A 25,550-nucleotide genomic window follows, 5' to 3' on the forward strand; every position below is an offset into this window, starting at 1 on the left:
CGGAACCTTTTGGCTTTGCAAGGGCCCAGGTACTCCTCAATCGTAGCCACCGAAGCGGCAAAGTTTATCTTACGGTAATCCTGTTCAGCTGCCAGATGCTGCGTGAATAGATTTCCTCGGTACGGAATTCGGCACTACTATCATAAGGATAGACGAGCCATAGCGGCCCTTTGTCCCGCAAGGACATCGTCTTGCCGTTTCGCATATAAGCAATGATCGGGCCGCCTTCGCGGGCGTCCGACATGGGGATTTCAACAGCGTAGTCATTCACAGCAGCAGCTTCCAGAACTCCGCTGCTCACGCCGGCATGGTCCAGCAACTCATTGAGCGAGACCCCCACGAATTCCTGCACCCCATCACTCCAGATGGTGGTGGTATCCACTGCCCGTTCTTCGATGTCACGCAACTGCGGTATGGAAAACTCATGAACATCGTCCCCATTGCGTAGTGTCAGAACAACATCAGCCTCCGACGCCATGGCAGGTTGGGAAAACATCAGAGCAAATATCGTCGCCACAATCGTAAAAATGCGGGTCATAAGGCATCTCCTAAATCGGTCAGGCCCCGTGATGAGGCGTCGCCCGATAGTGGCATGGCGCAGCAAAAACGGAATGAGCGCCTGCGTATAGTCTGCTAGACTTTCGTATAAGAAGGGTAAACCACATCGCTCAAAGGTGAACTGTTTTGTGCCCCTCATGTGCACGGGGTGCTCTAGCTTTGATATCAGCATGGCACTTTGGCCGGCCGCGTCAGGGAGGAGCACCACATGAGAAGCCATTTTAAGGCGCTCAGTACACGATTCAGCTCAAATGTTGATGGAAATGAAAGACCTGCGCCGGTACAGTCCCTCTACAATGGTAAAAATAGGGTACCGGGCCACATGCGTATTCTTCTGGCAGATGATCACGACATGGTACGTGACACAATTTCGGCGTATCTCAGCTCCGAAGGCGGAGCAGAGATCACGGCGACTACAGATCTGCCCCGCGCCATGAAGGAACTCGAAGACAACGGCCCCTTTGACCTGGTGCTTCTGGACTATAATATGCCTGGCATGAATGGTCTGGATGGTCTGACACGTGCGCTCAAGGCCAATGGCGGCGGCGGCGTGGCAATTCTCTCCGGCAGCGCTCCGACAAATACCGCACAGGACGCATTGGATGCCGGGGCTATCGGTTTCATCCCGAAAACCATGGGGGCCCAATCACTGTTGAACGCAGTGCGCTTCATGAGCGCCGGCGAAATATACGCCCCGGTGGAGCTCATGCGGCGCGACGCCGCGGCGCCGACCCATCCACTGCTTGCGCAACTCAGCCCGCGCGAGATCGAGGTCCTGAGTGGCCTGTGCCGCGGTCAGTCAAACAAGGAAATAGCGCGCGATCTGGGTCTGCAGGAAGTGACCATCAAATTGCATGTGCGCACGCTCTGCAGAAAGCTGGACGCCAAGAACCGCACGCAGGCTGCTATGACCGCCAAAGAGGCCGGTCTGTTCTGAGCCGTCCGCCTGCCGCGCGCGTCTTGACGCAGGCGTCTGATAGCGACAGGCGTCATACCATGAGGTTGGAAAAATATCACGAATGTGAAAAGGTTTGTGGCCGCTGCTGTATTCGGGGCCGCTGCCCTGGCGGATCCAATCCACGCAAATGAGCCGCATTTCCCTGGCGATCTGTTTCCGCTCCATATGCGGCGGTTCGGGCCGATAGGCCGCTTCGCAGCCCGCGTCACGTCAACGCCCCGCAACCGTACGGCAAAGCCCGCGACAGGCTCAGGCGAAGCCCGCTGGAATGCCGCCGATGGCTGCGGGCGTCGATGGTGCGGGCGGCGTCGCGGATGCGACTTGCATCTGCACCATATGGAGCGGCATAGAGCCGGAATTCTCGATGCGTCTGCTCCGGCCCGCAGGGATACGGGCGCTCTGGGTCTCCCAGATCCTTCGGATGTGAGCTCCCAGCGTGACCAGCGCATCGCCCTTGACCACAATCCAATGCTCGGCCCCACCGGGTCCCGCCCGGAGCCGGACGGCCTCGCCCGGCTTGACCACCAGACGCTTCAGCGACAAACCCGGCCCCATCGCCACAGTCTCCCGGCGTCCCCAATCGAAATCCACAGAGCTAGAAACGGGCGCGCCGCCGGCCTGGGCTGAGGCAAGGCTTTGGTACAGGGCAATCATGTCGGCAGCATGGGGATGAGCGGCCGCCTGTTCCTCAAGACAGTCCGCGTGCCAGCCGGCAACCCCCGGATCCTGGCGGCGATCCAGGGCCGCATCGCGATCCCACTCGCTATATTCGGTCCAGGCCTGATCGACCTGGATCGCCACCACACTGCGGGCCCGCTGGGCCACCGTCTTTTCAAAGGATTGCGGCTTCACGCGGCGATAATTCTCGTTGTCCAGAAGCAGGGCGCCGCCCGAGACTGTGGCGCATTGGAAGGCATTCTTCACCGGCAGGAACACCCGACTTGCATGAAATTTATAGGCCGCCAGAAGCATATCAACCCGTGCAACATAGACCCCCAGCCCGCACAGCTGATGGTTGCCGACCAACAGATTGGACAGCGAGGTTTGCCGGTCAGATGGCATGACCCGGTTGACCGCCACAGGGTTTGTGTCGCGCGGGATCGAGGCGACCTCCAGGCTGCCATATCCCATGTAGTCGCGGCTGCGCCGTTGCCCAAGCATGACAATCTCGCCGCGTTGCGCCGCCGGGATGGCCTGACACAGAGCTTGATCCAATTGGCTTGCGTCCTCAAAATCAGCCGAGGCGGGAGCGACCACAACCAGCGCATGCGGCGTGTTCTGAAGCGACAGGACGGCACTCAGCAGAGCCGCCGCTGGCTTGTGTTCACCGGGTTCGAGGATCAATCGCGTCACGGCGCCCGGCTGTGACTGCTGGCGGACGAGCGCGGCGCACTCCTGTGGTGCCACCACAACCGCCGGGGCGAAAATGTCACCGGATAATCTGGTCAGGAGGTTCGAGAACCGGCTCGCCACCCCAGGCGCATCTTCAAAGTGCATCGGACGCACACCGGATGTGAGATCGTCGGACTGTTGAGTGGAACCGGCGAGAATGATGGGATGCAGCATTTGAACCTCGTTTGGTTGGTATTCCGTTGCATACATATTTAAACGAAATCCCTTGGTTCTGCGCCTATCCATCCGTCTCTCCCCCGCTTGCGAAAGGATAGAGACCGATCTTTGGGATAGATTCGCCACCTCCGAGGGTCACAAATTACCGGCATTTGAGATATCATTATTTCATTTCGGAAAGACTAACGGCCCTTAACCATAATTTCCCTCAACTATCTGAAATAATTAACCAAGTATTCACCGAATCAAGCAAGGCGAGGTTTCTGTTGGCCGCCCTTCCAGGGCGCCCGTCTAGGCTCGGCAGCGGGCTGACGACGGGGGCTGACCTTTGAGCAAAGCCGCGATAATGTCACGGCTATGACCACCCCCGTCTCCAGCATCCGCAACCTTGGACCCGCCTATCAGGAGGCCTGTACCCGCGCGGGCATTGACAGTGCTGAAGACCTGCGCAGGCTCGGCGCGGATGCGGCCTATGCCCGGCTGCTGCAGTCCGGGTCCAAGCCGCATTTCATCGGCTATTACGTATTGGTCATGGCGCTTCAGGGGCGACCGTGGAACGATTGCAAGGGCGACGAGAAAAAGGCGCTGCGCAAGCGGTTCGACGCCATCAGGGCACAGTCATTTGATAGCGAGCAATCGGCCCTGGATGCGATCCTCGACGAGATCGGCGTGATCGAGCGCCGCCGCGGGTGACCGGCACGTCCCGGACTACCAAATCCCGCATTCCGCAAAATGAACACGAAAAAACCGCCACGCGCGATCACGTGGCGGTTTCAGACTGCCAGCCCCTCGGGGCATATACCCCGGCTGGCCGGTATCTTTTCAGGCGCGACGCGGCTTAGCCGACCAGTTCGAGGCCTGCGAAGAAATATGCGATTTCTTCCGCTGCGGTTTCTGCGGCATCGGACCCGTGTACGGAGTTCTCACCCACGGATTCTGCGAATTCGGCGCGAATGGTGCCGGCTGCTGCATCGGCGGGGTTGGTGGCGCCCATGATCTCGCGGTTTTTCGCGATGGCGTTTTCGCCTTCCAGAACCTGCACAACCACCGGAGCGGAGCACATGAACTCGCAGAGTTCGTCGTAGAAGGGGCGTTCGGCGTGGACTTCGTAGAATTTGCCGGCCTGTGCCTTGGTCATGTGGATGCGTTTCTGCGCGACGATGCGCAGGCCTGCTTCTTCGAACTTGGCGTTGATCGCACCGGTCAGGTTGCGGCGGGTTGCATCGGGTTTGATGATCGAAAAAGTGCGTTCCAGTGCCATCAGGCGATCTCCTTGGTCAGGTATATGTCGTAGGTTCAGTCGAGGTCAGAAGACCTCCGCAACGATCTGGCGCCGGGTAACACGGCTGATGCGTCATGGGAAGGGGCTTGTCGGTGCCTGAGTGCGCAATCCCTGCCCTGCGGTCCAGTGGAGCCGCGTTTCTTGCCGCTGCGACAGGCTGAAGAGGCGAGCCCCGGCGCGGAAAGCCCAGCGCGAGACTTACGGCGCGAGACCCACGGCGCGATGGCTCCGCCGGGCCACAGTGGGCAACACAAGGGGCAACACAGGGGTCAACTCTGACGCTCGATCCGGACTGACAGGCTGCCTGCGTTATTGCCGTACATGTGCCAGGCGTCATTGGCAAAGAGGTAGAGATAGCCACTTTGTTCCGCTGTGAAGGTCACGTCCTTGCCAAGGCGGTGGATCTCGTGCTCTTCGACGCCTTCGGCAAATTCGCTGGCCCCCTGCCCGTTCGCGATCGCCCCGATCAGGGCAAACCAGGGCGCATCGGGCACCCGGCGCGTGAAGGGCACATCCGCCTTTGCCAAACGTTTCACCGAGCGCAACAGGCCGCGCAGGGCTTCTGGCACCGCAGCAAGCCCATAGGCGATCTTGCCCAGATGGGCACCCGATTTGGCACCATCCGCCGTGGCGGGCACAGACGCATCCAGCCACTCCCCCTTGGCGATCACCCGGTAGGTTGCACCCTCTTCGATATAGATGCCGGTGCTGTTCCATCTCGGCCGCGCGCTGGCCTGCGTCTGACAGCTCTCTCCCGGAGCCAGACGCAGGCTCGGCCAGTAGCTGCGCTCTCCGGGCGGGGGGGTCCGATGGCGGCTGAGGACAGAAGTATCAAAGCAGGTCCGTCCGTCCCAGCCGCCCGCACAGGACGCGCCGCCTGTCACTTCGGGCACCGCGCGGGGCCGGGTCGGCCGGTAGCGGAACAGACCAAGGAAAGAATTATGCCGCATCGCAAAGGCATCCGGGTTCAACTGACCGGGTGCGACGGGGCGCAGGCCCAACCCGTTTTTGCGCGCGTCCTGCAGCATCCAGTCGAGAGTGAGATCGCCGAGACCGCAGTCTGAGTAGCTTCCTCCCACGTCGCCGTGCACGCCGGGAAACCACCGTTGCTGCACATCCTGACCGGGGGCCCATTTGGTCCAGAGGGTGGGCGTGAAGTCCTGTCGGCGTTCATCCATGGCAAGCGCCTGACGCGCGCATACCACATTGCCCCCAAGCTCCGTGTCGCGGAACCCGTGTTTGCGCGGGTCCCCGAGCACCAGCCGCAACAGCCCCTTGTCGTCGGGAATGCCCAGCGCGCCCACCGTGTCCCAGACGCCGATGAACCGGAACCCGAGCGTCTCGCGGTCGTGAAATGCGGTGCGCGTCAGCGGGCGCTCTCGCAGCAGGGCCGTCTGCAGAACCGTTTTCTCCCCCCGCACCTTGTTGGACTGATAGCGTTCCATCAGTCGCTTCACGATCTGCCAGGGGTCCTCATAGGGGGAGAGATGGTCCGGTCTGAGATCCGCAAGCCCCACATTGGACACCATCCCGGCGAGGCTGCGCACGGTATAGGCGCCCCGGCTGAACCCGAAGAGAAAGATCTCATCCCCCGGGGCGTAGGTCTCGGCCAGGAACTTATAGGCGCTCATGATATCATCTTCGAGCCGCAGCCCGATGGCACCGCCGAGGACGCGGCGGAAAAAACCACCCGAGGTGCCAACGCCGGTGCGGTAATAGACGATCTGCTCGGTTCCGGTGCTGTCTTGTGTATCCACCAGCGAATGCAGCTTTGCCACATTGGTGGGCGTCGGCGTGCCGTTGTCATGCTGATCCGCCGTGTTCCACGTTCCGTCGCAACAAATGACCAACCTGCGCATATCGAAATTCCCCCTTGATAAAAAAAACATTTGCACCGGGGGGCAGTCCCCCCGGAGCGCTTAAAACCGGGGGCAGCCCCCCGGACCGCTTAAATATGACAAGGGTAGCATATTTGCGCTCAGGACCAATGCAGGAACCGGCCTTTCCCTGTCCTGCGGCAGACAGAGTTCCGGCAGGCGGCGGATAGTCATTGACCCCCTTCCCCGCTTTCGACATGAGAGACCCCATGCTCAGGATCGAAAACATCACATATTCCGTCGAAGGCCGTCCCCTCATGGAGGAGGCTTCCGCCACCATTCCGACAGGTCACAAAGTCGGCGTCGTCGGCCGCAACGGCACCGGCAAGTCCACCTTGTTCCGCATCATACGCGGCGAGCTGGCATTGGAGGGGGGCAGCATCAGCCTGCCGTCCCAGGCCCGGATCGGCGGCATCGCACAGGAAGTGCCCTCCTCGTCGGACTCGCTGATTGACACCGTGCTGGCGGCAGATGTCGAACGCGCGGCGCTGATGGCGGAATCCGAGACCGCCACCGATGGCACACGGATCGCCGAGATCCAGACCCGGCTGGCCGATATCGACGCCTGGTCAGCAGAGGCCCGGGCGGCCTCCATCCTCAAGGGGCTGGGCTTCGACGATGTCGACCAGCTGCGGCCCTGCTCGGATTTCTCCGGCGGCTGGCGGATGCGGGTGGCTCTGGCTGCGGTCCTGTTTGCCCAGCCCGACCTGCTGCTCCTTGACGAGCCGACCAACTACCTCGATCTCGAAGGGGCGCTGTGGCTGGAGAGCTATATCGCCAAATATCCCCATACGGTGCTGATTGTCAGCCACGACCGCGGCCTTTTGAACCGCGCGGTGGGGGCGATCCTGCATCTGGAGGACCGCAAGCTGACGCTCTATCAGGGGCCCTATGACACCTTTGCGCAGACCCGCGCCGCCCGCATCGCCGCCGCCCAGTCCGAGGCGCAGAAACAGGATGCCCGCCGCGCCCATCTGCAGAGCTTTGTCGACCGCTTCCGCGCCAAGGCCTCCAAGGCGAAACAGGCCCAGTCGCGCCTGAAGATGATCGAGAAGATGAAACCGATCTCTACCCCGCAGGAGGCGGCCATGCGCGCGTTCTCCTTCCCGGAGCCCGAGGAAATGTCGCCGCCGATCATCCACCTTGAGGGCGGCACCACGGGCTATGGCGAGGTCGAGATCCTCAGCCGGCTCAACCTACGTATCGATCAGGACGACCGTATCGCCCTCTTGGGCAAGAACGGTCAGGGCAAATCCACCCTGTCGAAACTGCTGGCCGACCGCCTGCCGCTGATTTCGGGCAAGATGGTGCGCTCCTCCAAGCTGCGGATCGGCTATTTCGCCCAGCATCAGGTGGACGAGCTCTACGTCGATGAAACCCCGATCGATCACCTGCGCCGCCTGCGCCCGAATGAGGCGCCCGGCAAATGGCGCACCCGGCTGGCGGGGTTCGGGCTGCGGACAGAGCAGGCGGACACGCTGGTGGGGCGGCTTTCGGGCGGTCAGAAGGCGCGGCTGTCGCTGCTGCTGGCCACGCTCGACGCGCCCCATATGCTGATCCTCGACGAGCCGACCAACCACCTCGATATTGAGAGCCGCGAGGCGCTGGTGGACGCGCTGACCGCCTATAGCGGCGCCGTCATCCTGGTCAGCCACGACATGCACCTGCTGTCGATGGTCGCCGACCGTCTCTGGCTGGTGTCCGGCGGCACCGTCTCGCCCTATGACGGGGATCTGGACAGCTATCGCGATATGCTGCTGTCGCGGGAGAAACCGGCGTCAAAGTCGGCCCCGAAACCCGCCAAGAAGCCCAAGCGCCTGACCCGGGACCAAATCCTCGCACTGCGCTCTGAGGTGCGCAAGGCGGAGGCACGGGTCGTCAAACTGTCGGAGATGCGTGAGAAGCTTGACGACAAGCTCGCCGACCCGGAACTCTACGAAAAGGGCAAGACCTCCGGCGTCGAAGTCTGGCAGAAGAAACACGCGGAATGCATCGAGGCGCTGGAGCGGGCAGAGGCGATGTGGATGAAGGCGCTGGAGAAGCTTGAGGTGGCAGAGGCTCAATGATCGACACGGCGTTTTTGGTCACATCCTTTGTGACGCTCTTTGTGATTATCGATCCCATCGGTCTGATGCCGGTGTTTCTGGCGCTCACGCAGGGCATGACCTCGCGCCAGCGGCGTGCCATCGCCCTCCGCGCCTCTCTGACAGGGGTCGGCATTCTGACGGTTTTCGCGCTGTTCGGGGAAAGCGTTCTGGGCTTCATCGGGATTTCAATGCCGGCCTTCCGCGTGGCCGGTGGGGTGCTGCTGTTCCTGACCGCGCTCGATATGCTGTTTGAACGTCGCGCCGCGCGTCGGCAGCATCAGGGAGACGATATCGCCCCGGAGGATGACCCCTCGGTGTTTCCCATGGCGATCCCGCTGATTGCGGGTCCCGGCTCCATTGCCACCGTGATCCTGTTGACGGGACAGCATCCGGGCATCGAAGGGCTGGCCTCGGTGATGGCCATCGTGGTCGCCGTGATCCTGCTGATGCTGGGGCTGTTCTCCATCTCCGGTCTGGTGGAGCGCCTGCTTGGCCCGGTCGGGATCAATGTCGCCACCCGGCTGCTGGGTATGCTGCTGGCCGCGCTTTCGGTGCAGTTCGTTCTGGAAGGTCTGCGCGCCTTTGGCTTTGCCAACTAGACATCGCGGCACCGGATACCTAGGTCCAGCATCAGGAGGACGCCTTTCAATGACATCAGATGATATGGGCCGGCTGGTCTACCTGATCGTATTGCTGGTGGCGGTCGGATCCTGGGTCTTCGTCCAGAACCGGCAGTCCCTGGGCAAGACCGCGCAGTATCTGGCCATCTGGGGGCTGATTTTTCTCGGCGTGCTCGCGGCATATGGGCTGTGGGATGATATCCGCGCGACGGTTCACCCCCGCCAGGCTATCGTCGCCGGAGGCGAGCAGATCACCGTGCCCCGCGCCCGCGACGGCCATTATTATCTGACATTGCAGGTCAACGGCCAAGCGGTCGAATTCCTCGTGGACACCGGAGCCAGCCAGATGGTTCTGAACGCGGCAGTGGCCGAACGCATCGGCATCGACACCAGCGACCTTGCCTATCTCGGCCGGGCGATGACCGCGAATGGCGAAGTGCGCACCGCCCGGGTCAAGCTCGACACCGTGACGCTGGGCCCCGTCACCGACAGGAATGTGGTGGCCTGGGTCAACGAGGGTGAGCTGGACCAGTCCCTGTTGGGGATGGGCTACCTGCAGCGGTTCTCGGGGATTGAGATCCGCAACAACGAGCTGATCCTGACGCGCTAGGCCAATGGGCGCCTGAACAATCGCCACACGTTTTGGCGCCCCGCGCGGGTTCTGAACCGCAGACCGTTTCTGCACTGCTCACCACAAGCAAAACCGCACGCCACTGGAAAATTCGGACAAAGCGGCCCTCCCCCTTGCCCCTGACAGGCCAGCCCGCAACCGGCAACGCCCCTAGGCAGAGGCCGCCTCGCTCTCGGCCTTCTTTTCCCATCGTCCCGACTCTTCGGACCAGTATTGCGCCGCGCAGCCCGCCCCCGTCAGCGCCTTCCATTGGCCACGCGCCTGCTGAACCGCCTGCGGGTCAGTACCGTCAAACAGGATGCAAACCCGCTCCAGCGTGGTGACGTCCTCCGGGGTCACGGCCGCTCCGTCCACGCTCATCACACAGGCCGGCTGATTGGGGGCCTGCGCCGATGTGGTCAGCAGGATCGGCTGAAGCGCGTCATGCGCGCCCCCCGCGAGCCCATGCGGCAAAAAGCTGGTCTCCCCCCCGGACCAGAGCACATCATCCAGCCACGCCAATCGGTCCGGGTCAGCGCCGCGCACCGCGATACGCCACCCGGCGCCGCGCGCCTTTTCCAGCAGCACAGGCAATGTCTCCTGCAACGGCTTTCGCGTCAGGTGATAGAAATAGGCCGCCCCCATCTGATTGCTCATTCGTCCTCGAACTGATCTCTCACCAGACGGTTCAGGGACATCACCCCCCAGCCCGTGGCCCCTTTGGGCGCGTAGGTGGTGTTGGATTTGACCGAGGCCACCCCCGCGATATCGAGGTGGATCCACGGGGTTTCATCCTTGATGAACCGCTTCAGGAACTGTGCCGCGGTGATGGCTCCGCCGGGACGGCCCCCGACATTCTTCATATCCGCGATATTCGACTTCAGCTGGTCATCATACCCCTGGCCCAGCGGCAAGCGCCAAGCCCCTTCATCCTCGGCCCCGGCCGCCTTCAGGAAAGCCTGGCACAGCTTGTCGTCATTGGAGAAAACGCCCGCGTTTTCATGTCCGAGACCGACAATCACGGCGCCGGTCAGCGTTGCCAGATCAATCACCCCTGCCGGTTTGAACCGCTCCTGCGTGTACCACAGCACGTCACACAGAACGAGCCGCCCCTCGGCGTCGGTATTGATGATCTCGACCGTGTCCCCCTTCATCGATGTCACCACATCGCCGGGGCGAATTGCTGTGCCCGAGGGCATGTTCTCGACCAGCCCCACAAGGCCGACCACATTGGCCTTGGCCTTGCGCAGGGCGAGCGCGCGCATAGTGCCCGCCACCACGCCTGCGCCGCCCATGTCCATGGTCATGTCTTCCATGCCCCCGGCCGGCTTCAACGAGATCCCGCCGGTGTCAAACACCACGCCCTTGCCCACAAGCGCCAGCGGCGCCGCCCCAGCCTCGCCTCCGTTCCAGGACATCACCACCACTTTCGACGGGCTGGCAGAGCCTTGCCCGACGCAGAGCAGAGTGCGCATGCCCAGCGACTCCAGATCGGCCTCTTCCAGCACTTCCACCTCGAGCCCGAGGCTCTTCATTTCCGTCAGGCGATCGGCAAACTCAGTGGTGGTCAATACGTTCGCCGGCTCGCTGACCAGATCGCGGGTCATGTGCACACCTTCGGCAACCGCCATCAGCGGCTGATAGGCGAGTTCGATTTCCTCGGGGCGGTTGTGGCCGATCACCACCTCGCCGCGCGCATCGCTGCTGGCGGTTTTATGGGCGTCGAAACTATAGCCCCGCAAGGCCAGCCCAAAGGCGAGATCCGCCGCACGGGCCATATTTCCCGCTTTGACCATGAGCGCCGAGGTGCCCCGCGCCTCAGCCAGTTTGGCCCCGGCCTTGCGCGCCTCGACCGGCGTCATCCGGCGCGACAGGATCACAACATGCAGCGCCTCTGCCGCCAGACCCGCAGGCCATGCGAGGGTAATGACATGCCCCGGTTTGGCCTTGGCAAAGCTCTCGGAGGCGATCAAGCGGGCCACGGCCCCCTTGGTCAGCCGGTTGGCGCTGCGAGCGGCCTGATCCATTGTGCCCTCGGGCGTGACCACAATCGCAACATGGCCTTCGATGTCAGCCAGAGATTTGGGATCGTAGCTGGAAAAACGGATCGGTGTGAGCGCGCTCATTCGGGTCTCCTGTGGATCATCAGTTTCGGTGGTTCCGGACATGTCCGACCACTATTGCCCCCTAGGAGTAGCCGCTGCATCCAGCGAATACCAGTAGCGGAAGGTCGGGGGCTTCACTCCACGCAGAGCGCGTCGCGGACAGGGCCTGGCACGCATAGGTTTGATCCTGCCCCGCCCTGCGTGCCGACGCGCTTGCCAGCGGCCCTCCGGCCCCCCTCCCAGATCACTTCAAAGCAGCCTCCCTGCCCGATGCGCAACCTGACGCGCAGCCTGTGACCCATCTCGCATCTGCCGGAGAAGAATGCAGTTTTCCCCCCTGCACAATTCCTCTAAGGTCCCGGCAACAATCCGAGCGCAAGATCATGGGGGGATCGGGTGTCACATAACGACGGATACTTGTTGCCGCTCAGTCTGGCATACTGTCTGGCGCACAGTCTCGCGCACAGCCTGCCGTTCAGGCGCGCATACTCTCTGCCGCACTGGCTGGCATACAGTCTGGCACACAGTCTCTCGCTCTGCCACTCACTCTGCGGCCACGGGATCTCGGCCGCCTCCCGTACGGCTTCCCGCTCCGACGGTGAGGCCGGGCCCGGCGCGGCCCGGGCAGAGGTGCAGAACCTTCCGGGGAGAGGGCCTCTGCGATGATTTTGGATTTCTACTACGCCCGGCGCTTCACCCAGTGGTTTCTGGTGATCTCCGCCGTTCTCATGAGCCTCGTGATGCTGATCGACCTGAGCGAACAGGTCCGGCGTTTCGAAGCACAGGATCTGAACATTTCGCAACTTCTCGGCCTGACGCTGCTGAATGCGCCCGGCACGCTGAGCGAATTTCTGCCGCTGATCATGATCCTCACCACCATCGTGCTGTTCGTTGGCATGGCCCGCAGCAGCGAGCTGGTGGTGACGCGGGCGATTGGCCGCTCCGGCATCCGGGCCCTGGTGCCGCCGGTGGCGGTCTCGCTGGTCATCGGCGGCCTCGCCGTGGGTATTCTGAACCCGATGGTGGCCGCCACCACGAACCGCTACAAGGAACTCGCGGAGAGCTATCGCCAACCCGGCGCTGCGGCGGCCGTATCGCTGACCGGTGAGGGTCTCTGGCTGCGGCAGGGGGGGCAGAATGGCCAATCTGTCATCCATGCCGCCAACTACCGCGGCGATGCGGACGCGCTGTTCCTCTATGATGTTTCGATCCTCACCTACGCGCCCGACGGCGGCCCCGTACGCCGTACCATCGCCGAAGAGGCCTCGCTCGATGGCGAGGATTGGGTCCTGCGCGACGCCAAGGTCTGGCAGCTGGCCGTCGGAGTGAACCCGGAGCAAGGCGCGCGGCGCTATGACCACCTGCGGCTTCCCACGACACTCACAAACGAGCGCATTCGCGACACCATCGGCTTTGCCGAGGGGATCTCGATCTATGATCTGCCCCAGACCATCGCGGCCCTGACCGAGGCGGGGTTTTCCACCACCCGGTTCCGGGTCTGGCTGCAGGTCGAACTGGCCCGTCCGCTGTTCCTTGTGGCGATGGTCCTGGTGGGTGCGGCCTTCACCATGCGCCATTCCCGACTGGGGGGAACCGGGGTCGCGGTGCTGACCGCCGTCATGTTGGGGTTTTCGCTGTATTTCGTCCATAACTTCGCCCGCATCCTGGGCGAGAACGGCCAGATACCGGTGCTGCTGGCCGCCTGGGCCCCGCCGGTGGCCTCAATACTCTTGACGATGGGATTGCTCCTGCATGCCGAAGACGGTTGAATTCATGACACGTCAGCGCCGCCCTGTGCTGCTGGCGATGGTACCCCTGTGGCTGGGTCTGACCGGGGCGGCTGCGCTCGCGCAGACGGTGGCCACCCTCGCCCCCACCCCCCCTGCTTCGGCACCCGCGCAGGCGACCGAGGACGAGAACGCGCCCGCGATGCTGGTGGCCGACCGGGTCTTTATCTCACCCGGACACAAATTGGTGGCCGAAGGAAATGTCGAGGTCTTCCAGGGGGATATACGGCTTCAGGCCAACCGGATCGTCTATGACCGCCAGAACGGTATGCTGAATCTTGAAGGTCCGATCCGCATCGATCAGAGCGGCGCAATCACCGTTCTGGCCGATACCGCAGAGCTGGACAACGGTCTGCGCGACGGCATCCTGCGCGGGGCGCGGCTGGTGTTTGATCAGCAGGTGCAACTGGCCGCCCTGCAGATGACCCGGGTCGAGGGGCGGTATTCCCAGCTCTACAAGACCTCCGTGACCTCCTGCGATGTCTGTGACGACGGCCGCCCGCCGCTCTGGCAAATCCGGGCGGAACGGATCACCCATGACGAGCAGGAACGGCAGCTCTACCTGGAGAACGCGCAATTGCGGATCAGGGATGTGCCGGTCTTCTACTTTCCCGCCCTGCGCCTGCCGGATCCGACACTGAACCGCGCCAGCGGGTTTCTGATCCCGTCGCTGTCGAGCTCGTCCAACCTCGGGTTCGGTTTCAAACTGCCGTATTTCGTGACCATCGGCCCCCACAGGGACCTGACCATCACGCCCTATCTGTCGGCCGATACCACCACATTGGACCTGCGCTACCGCCAGGCCTTTCGCAACGGGCAGATCGAGATTTCCGGCGCGTTCAGCCGGGATGACATTCAGCCCGACGACGGACGCGGCTACCTCTTTGCCAGCGGCAGGTTCGACATCCAGCGCGGCTTCAGGCTGAGCTTTGATCTCAGGACGGTCTCTGATGACGCCTATCTCGCGGATTACGACATTTCCGACACCGACCGGCTCCGCTCCGATGTGACCCTCAGCCGGGCGCGACGGGATCAGCTGATCCAGATCGCGGCCTATAACTACAAAACCCTGCGGGACACGGAGAACCAGGATTTTGTGCCCGCGACCATCCTCACCGGGACGTTCGAACAACGCCTGTTTCCCAAACGGATCGGCGGCGAGCTGCGGCTCAGGCTGAACGCGACGCAATTCAACCGCGCCTCCTCTCTGGATGCCACCGCAACCGAGGCCAACGGGCGCGATGTTACCCGGGTCTCTGCCGACATCACATGGTTGCGCAGCTGGATCTTGCCCGGCGGCGTGGAAACCACCTGGACGGCGGGCATCGGGCTCGACAGTTTTGCCCTGTCCGATGATGCCGCCTTTGACAACGAAGCGAACCGGGTCACGCCCAAAACCGCGCTGACCTTCCGCCGGCCGATGGCGCGCCAGACGGCCTCGGGCGCCACCCAGATCCTGGAGCCGATCCTCCAGCTGGGGTGGACCAAGGTGAACGGCGATGATGTCCCGAACGAATCCAGCAACATCTCCGAATTCGATCAGGGGAACCTGCTCGCCCTGTCCCGCTTCCCCGAGGCAGATGCGCGGGAGGATGGCCGCTCTCTGGTCTACGGCGTGCATTTCTCGCATTTCGACCCCTCCGGCTGGGAGGCGACCGGCATCGTGGCACAGGTCCTGCGGTCAGATTCGCAGGACGGTTTCACCTCCAGTTCCGGGCTGGACGGGCAGAACTCCAATATACTGGTCGCCGGGCAGATCGGATTGCGGAACAATCTGACACTGACGGCACGGGGCCTGTTCGATGAGGAATGGTCCGTGTCCAAGGCAGAATTTCGCGGCGACATCAGCCGCGACCGGCTGACGCTTGCCGGCAGCTACCTCTGGCTGCAGGCCGACGCCGAAGAAGATCGCGACAGCGAAACATCGGAACTGTGGTTTGACGGCTCATATGCGCTGACCCCCGCATGGGAAGCAGGCGCCAGCATGCGATATGACATCACCGACGGCCGGGCCACCCGCGCGGGCATTGGTTTGACATATCGAAACGAGTGCGTGACCCTCGACCTCTCAGTCAGCCGTCGCTATACCTCCACCACAAGTGTTGAGCCGTCGACCGATTTCGGTTTTACACTGTCACTCAACGGCTTTTCCGTAAAAAGCGGCACCACAACAAGCAGGCGATCATGCAGCACAACGTAATTCTCCGCCGGGCCATCCGGGCCCTGATCAACCGGACGCGCACAGCTGCAGGCCTCGGCGCTCTGACCCTGTCGTTTGTGGCCGCTCTGCCGCTCTCACCGAGTGCCGCGCAGGGATTGTTTGCCCCGGCCATTATCGTCAATGAGGACGTGATCACCGCCTACGAACTGGAACAGCGCGCCTTGTTCCTGTCGGTTCTGGGCTCCGCGCAGGGCGATCCCCTCGTTGCCGCCCGCAAGGATCTGATCGAAGACCGGTTGAAACGGTCCGCAATGGCCGAGGTCGGGCTGACCCTCAGCGATGCGGAAATCACCGAAGGGATGCGCGAGCTGGCCGCGCGCGCCAATCTGCCGCTCGAGGACTTCCTCGCCCGGTTGCAACAGGCCGGTGTCGCCCCCGAAACGGTTCGCGATTTCGCCTCTGCCGGATTGGGGTGGCGTGAATATGTGCGGGGTCGTTACCTGTCCCGGGCGCGCCCGACAGAAGAAGAGATCGACCGCGCCATGGGCTCTGCCGGATCGGGCAGCGTTCAGGTTCTGCTTTCCGAAATCATCATGCCCGTGGATCAGAACAACGCCGCACAGGTCGAGGAACTTGCGACCCAGATCGCGGACGTGAAAACCAGCGAGGCCTTCGCGGCATCGGCGGCGCAGTTTTCCGCCTCTGACAGTCGTTTGGACGGTGGCCGCCTGCCCTGGATGCCCCTGACCCGTCTGCCGCCTCAGCTACAGGAGGTCGTGCTGGCCCTCAAACCGGGTGAAATCACCCGCCCGTTGTCGCTGCCCGGTGCGGTTGCGCTGTTCCAGATGCGGGGCCTGCGCGAAGTGGACGGCCGCAGCGCCCGTTTTGCCGCCATCGATTACGCGACATACCGCATTCCCGGTGGTCGCAGCGCCGACGCTCTGGCGCGCGCCAAGGAGGTCCGGGACGCGGTCGATACCTGCGACGACCTCTATGGCATCGCCAAGGATCAGGACCCGGCCGTGTTGTACCGCGGCAGTGTCGCCCCGGCGGACATCCCGCAGGACATCGCGCTGCAGCTGGCCAAACTGGACACAGGCGAATCCACCGCTGATATCACCCGCGACAACGGTCAGACCCTGCTTCTGGTGATGCTTTGCGGCCGCACGAGCGAGATCAACGCCACCCAGGAAGATGCCCGCCTCACGGTTGCCAACGCCCTGGTGCAGCAGCGGCTGAATGCCCTGGCCGACAGCCTTGTGGAACAGCTGCGGGCCAACGCGCGGATTGAGATGCGATGACACGACCGCCGCAGGTGATTGCGCTCTCCTGCGGCGAACCAGCAGGCATCGGACCCGAGATTGCCGTCGCGGCCTGGTCGCAGCTGCGCAGCTCCTGCCCGTTTGTCTGGATCGGCGACCCGCGCCACTTGCCGGCAGGAACAGAGTTCACCGAAGTCGCCACCCCGGCAGAGGCGCTCACCGTCAGTAGGAACAGCCTGCCCGTCCTGCCGATCCCCTTCGAGGGCGCCGCAACCCAGGGCACCGCGGATCCGCGCAATGCCACCGGTGTCATCCGGTCGATCGAGACGGCAGTCGCGCTGGTCACGGCCGGTCAGGCCTCTGCCGTCTGCACGGCGCCGATCCACAAGAAAGCGCTGATCGACGGAGCCGCTTTCGCCTATCCCGGACATACGGAATTCCTCGCCGCCCTCGCCGGTGTCGGACGTGTGGTGATGATGCTGGCGAGCGCCGAGCTGCGCGTCGTTCCGGCCACCATCCACATCCCGCTCTGCCAGGTGGCCGAGACGCTGACCCCGGCGCTCCTGCGCGAGGTGATCACCCTCACCGCAGAGGGTCTGACGCGCCAGTTTGGCATAGCCGCGCCCCGGATCGCGATCACCGGCCTCAATCCCCATGCCGGCGAAGGCGGTGCCATGGGGCAGGAAGAGCTGGCGTGGATGACCGGGCTGATCACACAGATGCAGGCCGAGGGCCATCTCCTGACCGGGCCTCATCCTGCCGATACTTTGTTTCACGCGGCCGCCCGTGCGCGCTATGATGCTGCAATCGCAATGTATCACGATCAGGCGCTGATCCCGATCAAGACGCTGGACTTCGACAAGGGCGTGAATGTCACCCTTGGCCTGCCCTTCATTCGCACCTCGCCCGACCACGGGACGGCCTTTGACATCGCCGGTCAAGGCATCGCATCGCCCTCCAGCCTGATCGAGGCGCTGAAGCTCGCCCAGACCATGGCCGCCTCCGTCTGAGCGCCCTACAATCGCGGTGACGGATGGCGCCCGCAAGCCGGTCACAACAGATCGGGGCAGATCAGGCCAAACCGTGGCATATCAGAAACAACCGCTTTCCAGATCGGTCCCAGCCGCCTATGAAGGCGCATCATGAGCGCCATCGACACACTCCCCCCGCTGCGCGAGGTCATCGCGACCCATCAGCTCTCGGCCCGCAAATCGCTGGGTCAGAACTTTTTGCTGGACCTGAACCTCACCGCCAAAATTGCGCGCCAGGCCGGCGATCTGTCCGGCTGTGACGTGCTGGAGATCGGACCCGGTCCCGGCGGGCTGACCCGGGGCTTGCTGAGCGAAGGCGCGCGCCGCGTGCTGGCGATTGAAAAGGATCAGCGCTGCCTGCCGGCCTTGGCGGACATCGCGGCCGCCTACCCCGGCCGGCTGGAGGTGATCAACGGCGACGCGCTGGAGATAGACCCGCTGGCCCATCTGACACCGCCAATCCGCATCGCGGCCAACCTGCCCTACAACGTCGGCACCGAGCTTCTGGTGCGCTGGCTGACGCCAAAAGAATGGCCGCCCGTGTGGCAGAGCCTGACATTGATGTTCCAGCGTGAAGTTGCCGAACGCATTGTCGCGCAACCCGGTTCCAAGGCCTATGGCCGTCTGGCGCTTTTGGCACAGTGGCGGTCCGACGCCAGAATTGTCATGTCGCTGCCGCCGGGCGCCTTTACCCCGCCGCCAAAGGTCAGCAGCGCGGTCGTCCACCTGACCGCCCTTCCCGAGCCACGCTTTCCCGCCGATGCGGCGGTGCTGTCGCGGGTTGTCGCCGCCGCGTTCAATCAACGTCGCAAGATGCTGCGCGCCTCTCTGAAGGGGATCAGCCCCGCGATTGAGGACCATCTGCGGGCCGCGGGCATCCCACCGACCGAACGGGCTGAACAGATCAGCCTGGAGGCCTTTTGCGCCCTCGCCCGCAGCCTCAAATCTCTGTAGCCACCGCAGGCAGGACCCGCCCGTCTTCAGGTTGACGACGTCAGATACGCATAAGACAGATACGCAAAAACCCCCGTGCGGCCGCATCGGGGGTTTTCATTGGCGTGCTAGGCTCCGATCAGAGATTACTCTGCCGCTTCCTGAGGCTCTTCCGGCTTGGGCTTCGGCTTCGGCTTTGCCCGGCTGCGCTTTGGCTTGGCCTCGGCATCGGGTTTCGCCTCGGAATGTCCGTCCGGATTGCCGTCTGGCATGCCATCTGAGGCGGGCTCTTTCGGAGCAGCAGGCTTGCGGTTGCGCGGTTTGCGGCTGGGGGCCTTCTTGACCTCGGGGGTCTCAGGGGCAGAGGTCTGCCCCTCCGGCGTCTCCACCAGACCGCTGCTTTCGCTCACGGGCGCTGCAGCGTCGCGCGGATCCTGGATCTCGGGCTGCGGGCCCTCACCGGAAGCCGCATCCGTCGTCGCTTCACGCTCCTGACGTTCAAGCCGCTCAGCCCGTTCCCGATCACGTTCGGCCTGGCGTTCACGGTTTTGCCGCTCCTGCTCCTCCCGACGAGTGTCGATTTCGCGCTGCGCTTCGTTCAGCATCCGCAGGTAGTGTTCCGCGTGCTGCTGGAAGTTCTCAGCCGCAACCCGGTCGTTGCTCAGCTGAGCATCCCGCGTAAGCTGATTATACTTATCGATGATTTGCTGCGGCGTACCGCGCACTTTACCTTCTGGTCCATTGCTGTCGAACACGCGGTTCACAACATTGACCCCATTCGGGCGATTTCGGTTCGACTTTGAACGCGAACGTGATTTGGACGATCTCATATGCCTAACGTCAGCCTTAATTCTAATTGTCGAAGTCCTCTACTGCGCATCCTGCGCTGGGTCTGCGAACTTTTTTGGGCTTGGCGTCGCCGAGAAAACTGTCGAAGTCCTCTTACAGCAGCGACACCTTGAGTAACCATTTTCCGACAGCACAAACAAGGGGGCAGTGCATGATATTTGACTCTTTTTTGTATTCCGCCGCCAAAATCGAGGAATTTCCGCCGAAATGTCACGTCTTCCGGCCCAAAACCACCCGGTCGCGCCCGTCCAGATCCTGCAGCCGGGTGACACCAACCAGCCCCGCTGCCCCCATCATTTCCGCAACCTCCGCCCCCTGGGTCGGCCCGATTTCCACAATCAGGCGGCCACCTTGCGTCAGATATGGCGCGGCGCTGCCGCAGATTTTGCGATAGGCCGTCAGACCATCGGCCCCATCGGTCAGCGCCATCTGGGGTTCATGGTCGCGCACCTCTGCCGACAGGCCATCCATTTCACTCAGCGCAATATATGGCGGATTTGAAACAATCAGGTCAAAACGCCCCTCGACGGCCGAAAACCAGTCTGATCGCCGGATATCCGCGCGCGCCTGCACCCGGTGCAGCACCGCATTCGCGCTGGCCTGCAGGCAGGCCGCCTCGCTCAGATCGACCCCAAGCCCAGTTGCCTGCTGCTGTTCGGCAAGCAAGGTCACAAGAATGCAACCCGACCCGATCCCGAGATCCAAAACCCGTTCAAAAGGATGCGCCAGCGCCGCCTCGATCAGCGTTTCCGTCTCGGGCCGCGGATCGAGCACATCCGCCGAGACTTTGAACCGTCGTCCGTAAAAATCCCGCTCCCCGACCAGATGAGACACCGGCACCCGGATCGCCCGCAGAGACACCAGCTGTTCATAGCGTTCGACAATCTCGGACGGCAGATCCTCCGGCGCGATCAGGGTGATGCGGCTGGCATCCACCCGGGCCGCATGTGCCAGAAGAACCCGTGCGTCCCGCGCCGGATCATCCACACCCGCCGCCCGGAGCCGCGCGGTCGCCGCGACCATGGCCTGCGCAGCGGTGGTGGTCATTGCCCCATCTCCGCCAGCATCTGCGCCTGGTGATCCGACGTCAGCGCATCGATGATTTCGTCAAGGTCGCCCCCCATGATCTGTTCAAGCTTGTAGAGCGTCAGGTTGATGCGATGATCCGACATCCGCCCCTGCGGAAAATTATAGGTACGGATCCGTTCGGACCGGTCGCCGGAGCCGACCTGGCTTGCGCGATCTGCGGAGCGTTCGGTATCGATCCGCTGCCGCTCCAGATCATAGAGGCGGGTCTTCATCACCTGCATCGCGATCTCACGGTTGCGGTGCTGGGATTTTTCCGAGCTGGTGACCATCAGGCCGGTGGGCAAATGGGTGATGCGTACGGCCGAGTCGGTGGTATTGACGTGCTGCCCGCCTGCGCCGGACGCCCGCATTGTATCGATCCTCAGGTCATTCGGGTCGATCTTGATGTCCACGTCTTCCGCTTCCGGCAGAACAGCGACCGTCGCCGCCGAGGTGTGGATACGCCCCCCGCTTTCGGTCACCGGCACACGCTGAACACGGTGCACGCCGCTTTCGTATTTCAACCGCGCAAAGACACCCTCGCCATTGATCCGTGCGACCAGCTCCTTGAGCCCGCCGAGTTCGGTGGACTGCTCTTCGATCACCTCGACCTTCCAGCCGCGGGCCTCGGCATAGCGGCTGTACATCCGGTACAGGTCACCGGCAAATAGCGCCGCCTCATCGCCACCGGTGCCCGGCCGGATCTCCAGAATCGCCGCCCGGCTGTCGGCCTCGTCCTTCGGCAGCAGGGCCAGCTGCAGCCGGTGTTCGGCCTCGGGCAAAGCCGCCCTGAGCGTCGGGATTTCCTCCAGCGCCAGCGCCTTCATGTCCGGATCGTCCAACATCTCTTCGGCATCGGCAAGATCGCTCAGAAGCTGCCGATAGGCACCGATCTGTTCCGCCACCGGGCGCAGATCGGAGTATTCCTTCGCCAGACGCGCGATATCGCCCCCAGGCCCATCGGCCATCGCCGCCTCGAGATACTGATAGCGTTGCAGGATCTGTTCCAGCCGGTCTTCGGGGATCATCGTCGGATCTGTCTCACTGTTTCGGGCGCCGTCAGGGCTTTGGCGCGGGGCTTCACCTGTGATAGGCTAGTGCCATGAAACATGCCAGTGTTCTTGTCTGTCTCGCCCTTCTGGTCGTCACGGCGGCCCGAGCAGATGTGACCGGCCCCGGCGGCAAGACCGTTGATTGCTATTGCACCGACAAACAAGGGGGCCGTATCGAATTGGGCGAAACCATCTGCCTGCAGGTCGACGGGCGCATGTTCATGGCCCAATGCCAGATGTCGCTCAATGTGCCGATGTGGCGCGAGGTACAGGAGGGCTGCCTGTCCGCGCGCGCCCACCAAACACCGGCGCCAGACAGCCTGCCGCAGCTGTAGCGCGCTCTTGGCCGGGCGAAGCCCGGCGCCCGGCCCAACAGGCGGGAGATTTCGCACGAAATCGAAGCGTCGGCGGGAGAGCCACCCCTGACCGGAGCGCACCCGCACTAACCTGCGCCCCCGCCCGACCCGCCGCAAGGCGCCATGGCGCGACCCGCCACAAGGCGGGATGGCCCGCGTGCAAATGCCCCGGCAGGGTCACCGGGATCACCGGCAGTTCAGCCCGCAGTTCAACCTTCTGGCACCTGCCCGGGGAGAATGCACAGCATCTCATAGATCAGATTCGCAGCCACCAATGCAGTATTGCCCGAGGTGTCATAGGGAGGCGAGACTTCAACCAGATCAAAGCCCACCACATTCAGCCCCTTGAAGGCGCGGATCAGCTCCAGGGCCTGCATCGTCGTCAACCCGCCGATCTCCGGCGTGCCCGTTCCCGGCGCAAAGGCCGGATCAAGACTGTCGATATCATAGGAAATATAGACCGGCCGATTGCCGATATCGCGACGGATTTCGGCCCCCATATTGTGCAGCGACCGGTTCCACAGCTCTGATGCGAGAAAATGCTGAAAGCCCCAGCCCTGGGGTTCTTTCAGGTCATCGGGACCATAGCCAGTCCCCCGGAGCCCGATCTGATACACTTTGTCATCCACCAGCAGCCCCTCTTCGTGGGCGCGGCGGAACACGGTGCCGTGGGTCTCTTTCTCGCCGAACATCTCGTCATTCACATCCGCATGCGCATCGATATGGATCAGCGCCACCGGCCCGTGTTTGCGGGCAATCGCGCGCAAAATCGGCAGGGTGATCGAATGGTCTCCGCCCATGGCGACGGGCATGACATCCTGCGACAGGATCGCATCATAGCTGTCTTCGATAATGCGGAGCGATTCCGGCAGGTTGAAGGTGTTGATTGCCAGATCGCCAATATCAGCGATGTTCAGGTGATCAAACGGAGCCCCGCCCGTGGTCATATTATAGGGCCGGATCATCGCGCTTTCGGCGCGGATCTGCTTGGGGCCGAACCGGGTCCCGGACCGCCACGAGGTCCCGATGTCCATCGGCACCCCCAAAACCGCAACATCCAGCCCGTCCAGCGAGGTCGCCTGCGGCAGGCGCATATAGGTATTGGGTCCCGAGAACCGGGCCAGATCATTGCCGCTGATCGGTTGATTGAACTCTGTCATCGCTCTCTCATCTTCCAGCCCAGAAGGCAGATAATACTCATTGCAACATGCGCGCCTGCGATTGCCGTGGCGCCGGTGGTATCAAAGGGAGGCGACACCTCGACCACGTCGCCGCCCTTGATGTTGATCCCGCGCAGCCCCTTGAGGATCGCCTCCGCCTGCGCCGAAGTCAAACCGCCCCAGACCGGCGTGCCGGTGCCCGGCGCATAGGCCGGATCGAGACAGTCGATATCAAAGGTCAGATAGACCGGCCGGTCCCCCAGTATCTCGCGGATACGGCGCGCGGTCTCTGCGGGGCCGATCTCGTGAACGGTGGGCGCATCGATCGTGGGCACGCCAAGAGTGTCCTCGTTGGTGGTGCGAATGCCCACCTGCACCGAGGTTGCAGGGTCGATGATGCCGGATTTCACCGCCTTGTAGAACATGGTGCCATGATCGACGCGGGTGAAATCATCATCGGCCCAGGTGTCGCTGTGGGCATCGAAATGCAACAGCGACACAGGCCCGTATTTCTCGGCATAGGCCTTCAGGATCGGGAAGCTGACATAGTGATCGCCGCCGATGGCAACCGAGGCCGTCTCCGTCGCCAGAATCCCCCGGATATGATCCGTCAGCGTATCCGGAAAGGCAGGCACATTGGCATAGTCAAAGGCCAGATCGCCATAGTCGACAATGGCCAGCTCGCTCGCCGGGCAGATGTCCCAACCATAGGGCGCATCCGGGCTCTGCAGCGCCGACGCCTCGCGCACGGCCCGCGGCCCCAGACGGGTGCCGGGACGGTTGGTCACCGCCTGATCGAACGGAATACCGGTGACGGCGATATCTGCGTGGGTCAGATCCTTGCTGTAGCGTCGTCGCAAGAACGACAACGCCCCGCCAAAGGTATTCTCGAAACTCAGACCTTTCAGGTCTTCTCGGGTGAACGCCTGATCCACCTGGGTCTTTGCGTCTTCCAACGCCATATCCGGCTGCTCCCTCTTCTCGGGTTGTGGCCCTCGCCATAGCGAAAGCGGACGGGCTTGTCATCCGAAAGCCCGCCCGGCTGTGAAACTCAGACCACCGGCTGTGCTTTCTCCACCAATCGGGCGAAAAACGACGCCCCAACGGGCGCGATGGCATCGTTGAAATCATAGTCCGGATGATGCAGGCCGGCTGTCTCTCCCTGACCGAGGAACAGATAGGCGCCGGGGCGGGCCTGCAGCATATAGGCAAAATCCTCCGCCCCCATTTCGCGCCCCCCGTCGGCCTCGACCTGCGAGGCCCCGGAGATATCGCGCGCCACATCTGCCGCAAAGGCCGCCTTTGCCGCGTCGTTGATGGTGGCGGGGTAGCCGACCTCATAGTCCAGCTCCGCACGGACGCCATAGGCCACCGCACAGCCTTTGACGATCTCGTCCAGACGGGTCATCACCATGCGCTGGACATCAGGATTGAAGGTCCGGATCGTGCCATTGATAAAGGCGGTTTCGGGGATCACATTGTCCGCCGTGCCGGTATGGATCTGAGTGACAGAAATCACCAGATCCTCGGTTGCGTGGTGGTTGCGGCTGACGATGGTCTGAATGGCCTGCGCCATGCCACAGGCGGCCATGACCGGATCCCGGGTTTCATGCGGCATTGCCCCATGCCCGCCCAACCCGGTGATATGGATGGTGAACGTGTCGACTGCCGCCATCAGAGGGCCCGGCGCTGTCAGAAATGCCCCCTCCGGCAGGCCGGGTGAATTGTGCAAAGCGTAAACTTCAGCGATGTCAAAGCGGTCCATCACCCCCTCTTCGACCATAATGCGGGCTCCGCCCGTGACCTCTTCGGCGGGTTGGAACAACAGCGCCACACGGCCCGCAAAATTGCGCGTCTCTGCCAGATACCTGGCCGCCCCCAACAGCATCGTGGTGTGGCCGTCGTGGCCGCAGGCATGCATGTTTCCCGGATGCGTGGACCGGTACTCCGCCCCCTCCGGCTCGGTGATCGGCAAGGCGTCCATATCGGCCCGCAGCCCGATGGTCGGCCCCTCGCCGCGGCCGTTGATAATCGCCACGATCCCGTTGGAGGCAATCCCGCCATGGATTTCGTCGACACCAAACCCTTCAAGGATTTCCGTGACATAGGCGGCGGTCTTCACGGTCTCCAGGCCCAGTTCGGGGATCTGGTGCAACCGGCGCCGCCAGATCTTCATATCCTCAGAGAAATCGGCAATACGATTGACGACCGGCATGGGGTGGACT

The 25,550-nt window shown here is 62.9% G+C and carries 23 protein-coding genes; 11 read left to right on the top strand and 12 right to left on the bottom strand.

The features are described 5' to 3' along the window. Window positions 1-64: 64 nt before the first annotated feature. A complete protein-coding gene (locus FGE21_RS08465) occupies window positions 65-538 on the bottom strand; it encodes a molybdopterin-dependent oxidoreductase (RefSeq protein WP_176695391.1) in 474 nt (157 codons plus the stop codon). 342 nt (window positions 539-880) lie between these two features. On the opposite strand from FGE21_RS08465, the gene FGE21_RS08470 reads away from it, so the two are divergent. Next, a complete protein-coding gene (locus FGE21_RS08470; protein ID WP_139662864.1) occupies window positions 881-1,495 on the top strand; it encodes a response regulator transcription factor in 615 nt (204 codons plus the stop codon). Window positions 1,496-1,765: 270 nt separating this feature from the next. Here the strand turns inward: FGE21_RS08470 and FGE21_RS08475 are convergent, their stop codons facing one another. Next, window positions 1,766-3,082 (bottom strand): mannose-6-phosphate isomerase, encoded by a 1,317-nt coding sequence (locus FGE21_RS08475; RefSeq protein WP_139662865.1) that lies wholly within the window; start codon window positions 3,080-3,082, stop codon window positions 1,766-1,768. A gap of 360 nt (window positions 3,083-3,442) precedes the next feature. Here FGE21_RS08475 and FGE21_RS08480 point away from each other — a divergent pair, with 360 nt between their 5' ends. Beyond that, window positions 3,443-3,778, top strand: a complete 336-nt coding sequence (locus FGE21_RS08480) for a TfoX/Sxy family protein (protein WP_139662866.1) — start codon at window positions 3,443-3,445, stop codon at window positions 3,776-3,778. A gap of 145 nt (window positions 3,779-3,923) precedes the next feature. Here the strand turns inward: FGE21_RS08480 and ndk are convergent, their stop codons facing one another. Both ndk and FGE21_RS08490 read right to left on the bottom strand, forming a co-directional pair. Then, window positions 3,924-4,346: a nucleoside-diphosphate kinase gene (ndk, locus tag FGE21_RS08485; RefSeq protein ID WP_139662867.1), complete on the bottom strand. Its 423-nt coding sequence runs from the start codon at window positions 4,344-4,346 to the stop codon at window positions 3,924-3,926. 290 nt (window positions 4,347-4,636) lie between these two features. After that, entirely contained in the window at window positions 4,637-6,226 is a 1,590-nt protein-coding gene (locus FGE21_RS08490) for a DUF2235 domain-containing protein (RefSeq protein WP_139662868.1), read from the bottom strand. Between the two features lie 227 nt (window positions 6,227-6,453). On the opposite strand from FGE21_RS08490, the gene FGE21_RS08495 reads away from it, so the two are divergent. Genes FGE21_RS08495 through FGE21_RS08505 form a run of 3 tightly spaced genes read left to right on the top strand, consistent with a single transcriptional unit; the run spans window position 6,454 to window position 9,561 of the window. Next, window positions 6,454-8,310 carry an ABC-F family ATP-binding cassette domain-containing protein gene (locus tag FGE21_RS08495; RefSeq protein ID WP_139662869.1) on the top strand — a complete coding sequence of 619 codons (1,857 nt, stop codon included), beginning with the start codon at window positions 6,454-6,456 and terminating at the stop codon, window positions 8,308-8,310. Continuing rightward, window positions 8,307-8,930, top strand: a complete 624-nt coding sequence (locus tag FGE21_RS08500) for a MarC family protein (protein ID WP_139662870.1) — start codon at window positions 8,307-8,309, stop codon at window positions 8,928-8,930. The genes FGE21_RS08495 and FGE21_RS08500 overlap by 4 nt, the downstream gene beginning before the upstream one ends. A 49-nt stretch (window positions 8,931-8,979) precedes the next feature. Further along, window positions 8,980-9,561, top strand: coding sequence for a TIGR02281 family clan AA aspartic protease (locus FGE21_RS08505; RefSeq protein ID WP_139662871.1), 582 nt, complete (start codon window positions 8,980-8,982; stop codon window positions 9,559-9,561). Window positions 9,562-9,732: 171 nt separating this feature from the next. Here FGE21_RS08505 and FGE21_RS08510 read toward each other — a convergent pair whose 3' ends face one another. Together FGE21_RS08510 and FGE21_RS08515 are read right to left on the bottom strand one after the other, a co-directional pair. Continuing rightward, complete coding sequence (locus FGE21_RS08510; RefSeq protein ID WP_139662966.1) at window positions 9,733-10,206, bottom strand: DNA polymerase III subunit chi; 474 nt, start codon at window positions 10,204-10,206, stop codon at window positions 9,733-9,735. An 8-nt stretch (window positions 10,207-10,214) separates the two neighbouring features. Beyond that, a complete protein-coding gene (locus tag FGE21_RS08515; RefSeq protein WP_139662872.1) occupies window positions 10,215-11,687 on the bottom strand; it encodes a leucyl aminopeptidase in 1,473 nt (490 codons plus the stop codon). A 641-nt stretch (window positions 11,688-12,328) separates the two neighbouring features. On the opposite strand from FGE21_RS08515, the gene lptG reads away from it, so the two are divergent. The 5 genes from lptG to rsmA all read left to right on the top strand — a co-directional run bounded on the left by lptG (window position 12,329) and on the right by rsmA (window position 18,861). Further along, window positions 12,329-13,435: an LPS export ABC transporter permease LptG gene (lptG, locus tag FGE21_RS08520; protein ID WP_139662873.1), complete on the top strand. Its 1,107-nt coding sequence runs from the start codon at window positions 12,329-12,331 to the stop codon at window positions 13,433-13,435. Beyond that, window positions 13,419-15,653, top strand: a complete 2,235-nt coding sequence (locus tag FGE21_RS08525; protein ID WP_139662874.1) for an LPS-assembly protein LptD — start codon at window positions 13,419-13,421, stop codon at window positions 15,651-15,653. Before lptG ends, FGE21_RS08525 begins: the two co-directional genes overlap by 17 nt. Beyond that, complete coding sequence (locus FGE21_RS08530; protein ID WP_139662875.1) at window positions 15,638-16,915, top strand: peptidylprolyl isomerase; 1,278 nt, start codon at window positions 15,638-15,640, stop codon at window positions 16,913-16,915. Before FGE21_RS08525 ends, FGE21_RS08530 begins: the two co-directional genes overlap by 16 nt. After that, entirely contained in the window at window positions 16,912-17,886 is a 975-nt protein-coding gene (gene pdxA / locus FGE21_RS08535; protein WP_139662876.1) for a 4-hydroxythreonine-4-phosphate dehydrogenase PdxA, read from the top strand. The genes FGE21_RS08530 and pdxA overlap by 4 nt, the downstream gene beginning before the upstream one ends. 132 nt (window positions 17,887-18,018) lie before the next feature. Further along, the gene (gene rsmA, locus FGE21_RS08540) at window positions 18,019-18,861 is read left to right on the top strand and encodes a 16S rRNA (adenine(1518)-N(6)/adenine(1519)-N(6))-dimethyltransferase RsmA (RefSeq protein WP_139662877.1); all 843 of its coding nucleotides are present in this window, start codon (window positions 18,019-18,021) and stop codon (window positions 18,859-18,861) included. 125 nt (window positions 18,862-18,986) lie between these two features. Here the strand turns inward: rsmA and FGE21_RS08545 are convergent, their stop codons facing one another. The 3 genes from FGE21_RS08545 to prfA all read right to left on the bottom strand — a co-directional run bounded on the left by FGE21_RS08545 (window position 18,987) and on the right by prfA (window position 21,785). Next, window positions 18,987-19,670, bottom strand: coding sequence for a DUF4167 domain-containing protein (locus FGE21_RS08545; RefSeq protein WP_139662878.1), 684 nt, complete (start codon window positions 19,668-19,670; stop codon window positions 18,987-18,989). A 229-nt stretch (window positions 19,671-19,899) separates the two neighbouring features. Beyond that, window positions 19,900-20,736 (bottom strand): peptide chain release factor N(5)-glutamine methyltransferase, encoded by an 837-nt coding sequence (prmC, locus tag FGE21_RS08550; protein ID WP_139662879.1) that lies wholly within the window; start codon window positions 20,734-20,736, stop codon window positions 19,900-19,902. After that, complete coding sequence (gene prfA / locus FGE21_RS08555) at window positions 20,733-21,785, bottom strand: peptide chain release factor 1 (RefSeq protein ID WP_139662880.1); 1,053 nt, start codon at window positions 21,783-21,785, stop codon at window positions 20,733-20,735. The genes prmC and prfA overlap by 4 nt, the downstream gene beginning before the upstream one ends. Window positions 21,786-21,859: 74 nt before the next feature. Here prfA and FGE21_RS08560 point away from each other — a divergent pair, with 74 nt between their 5' ends. Continuing rightward, window positions 21,860-22,144 (top strand): hypothetical protein, encoded by a 285-nt coding sequence (locus FGE21_RS08560; protein ID WP_139662881.1) that lies wholly within the window; start codon window positions 21,860-21,862, stop codon window positions 22,142-22,144. Between the two features lie 230 nt (window positions 22,145-22,374). On the opposite strand, the gene speB (FGE21_RS08565) is transcribed toward FGE21_RS08560, so the two are convergent. The 3 genes from speB (FGE21_RS08565) to FGE21_RS08575 form a co-directional block, all read right to left on the bottom strand. Next, window positions 22,375-23,325, bottom strand: coding sequence for an agmatinase (gene speB / locus FGE21_RS08565; protein WP_139662882.1), 951 nt, complete (start codon window positions 23,323-23,325; stop codon window positions 22,375-22,377). After that, entirely contained in the window at window positions 23,322-24,287 is a 966-nt protein-coding gene (speB, locus tag FGE21_RS08570) for an agmatinase (RefSeq protein ID WP_139662883.1), read from the bottom strand. The genes speB (FGE21_RS08565) and speB (FGE21_RS08570) overlap by 4 nt, the downstream gene beginning before the upstream one ends. 89 nt (window positions 24,288-24,376) lie before the next feature. Then, window positions 24,377-25,540, bottom strand: a complete 1,164-nt coding sequence (locus FGE21_RS08575; RefSeq protein ID WP_139662884.1) for a M20 aminoacylase family protein — start codon at window positions 25,538-25,540, stop codon at window positions 24,377-24,379. Window positions 25,541-25,550 lie beyond the last annotated feature (10 nt).

The sequence above is a fragment of the Phaeobacter sp. B1627 genome, from assembly GCF_006265095.1.
Classification (GTDB): domain Bacteria; phylum Pseudomonadota; class Alphaproteobacteria; order Rhodobacterales; family Rhodobacteraceae; genus Epibacterium.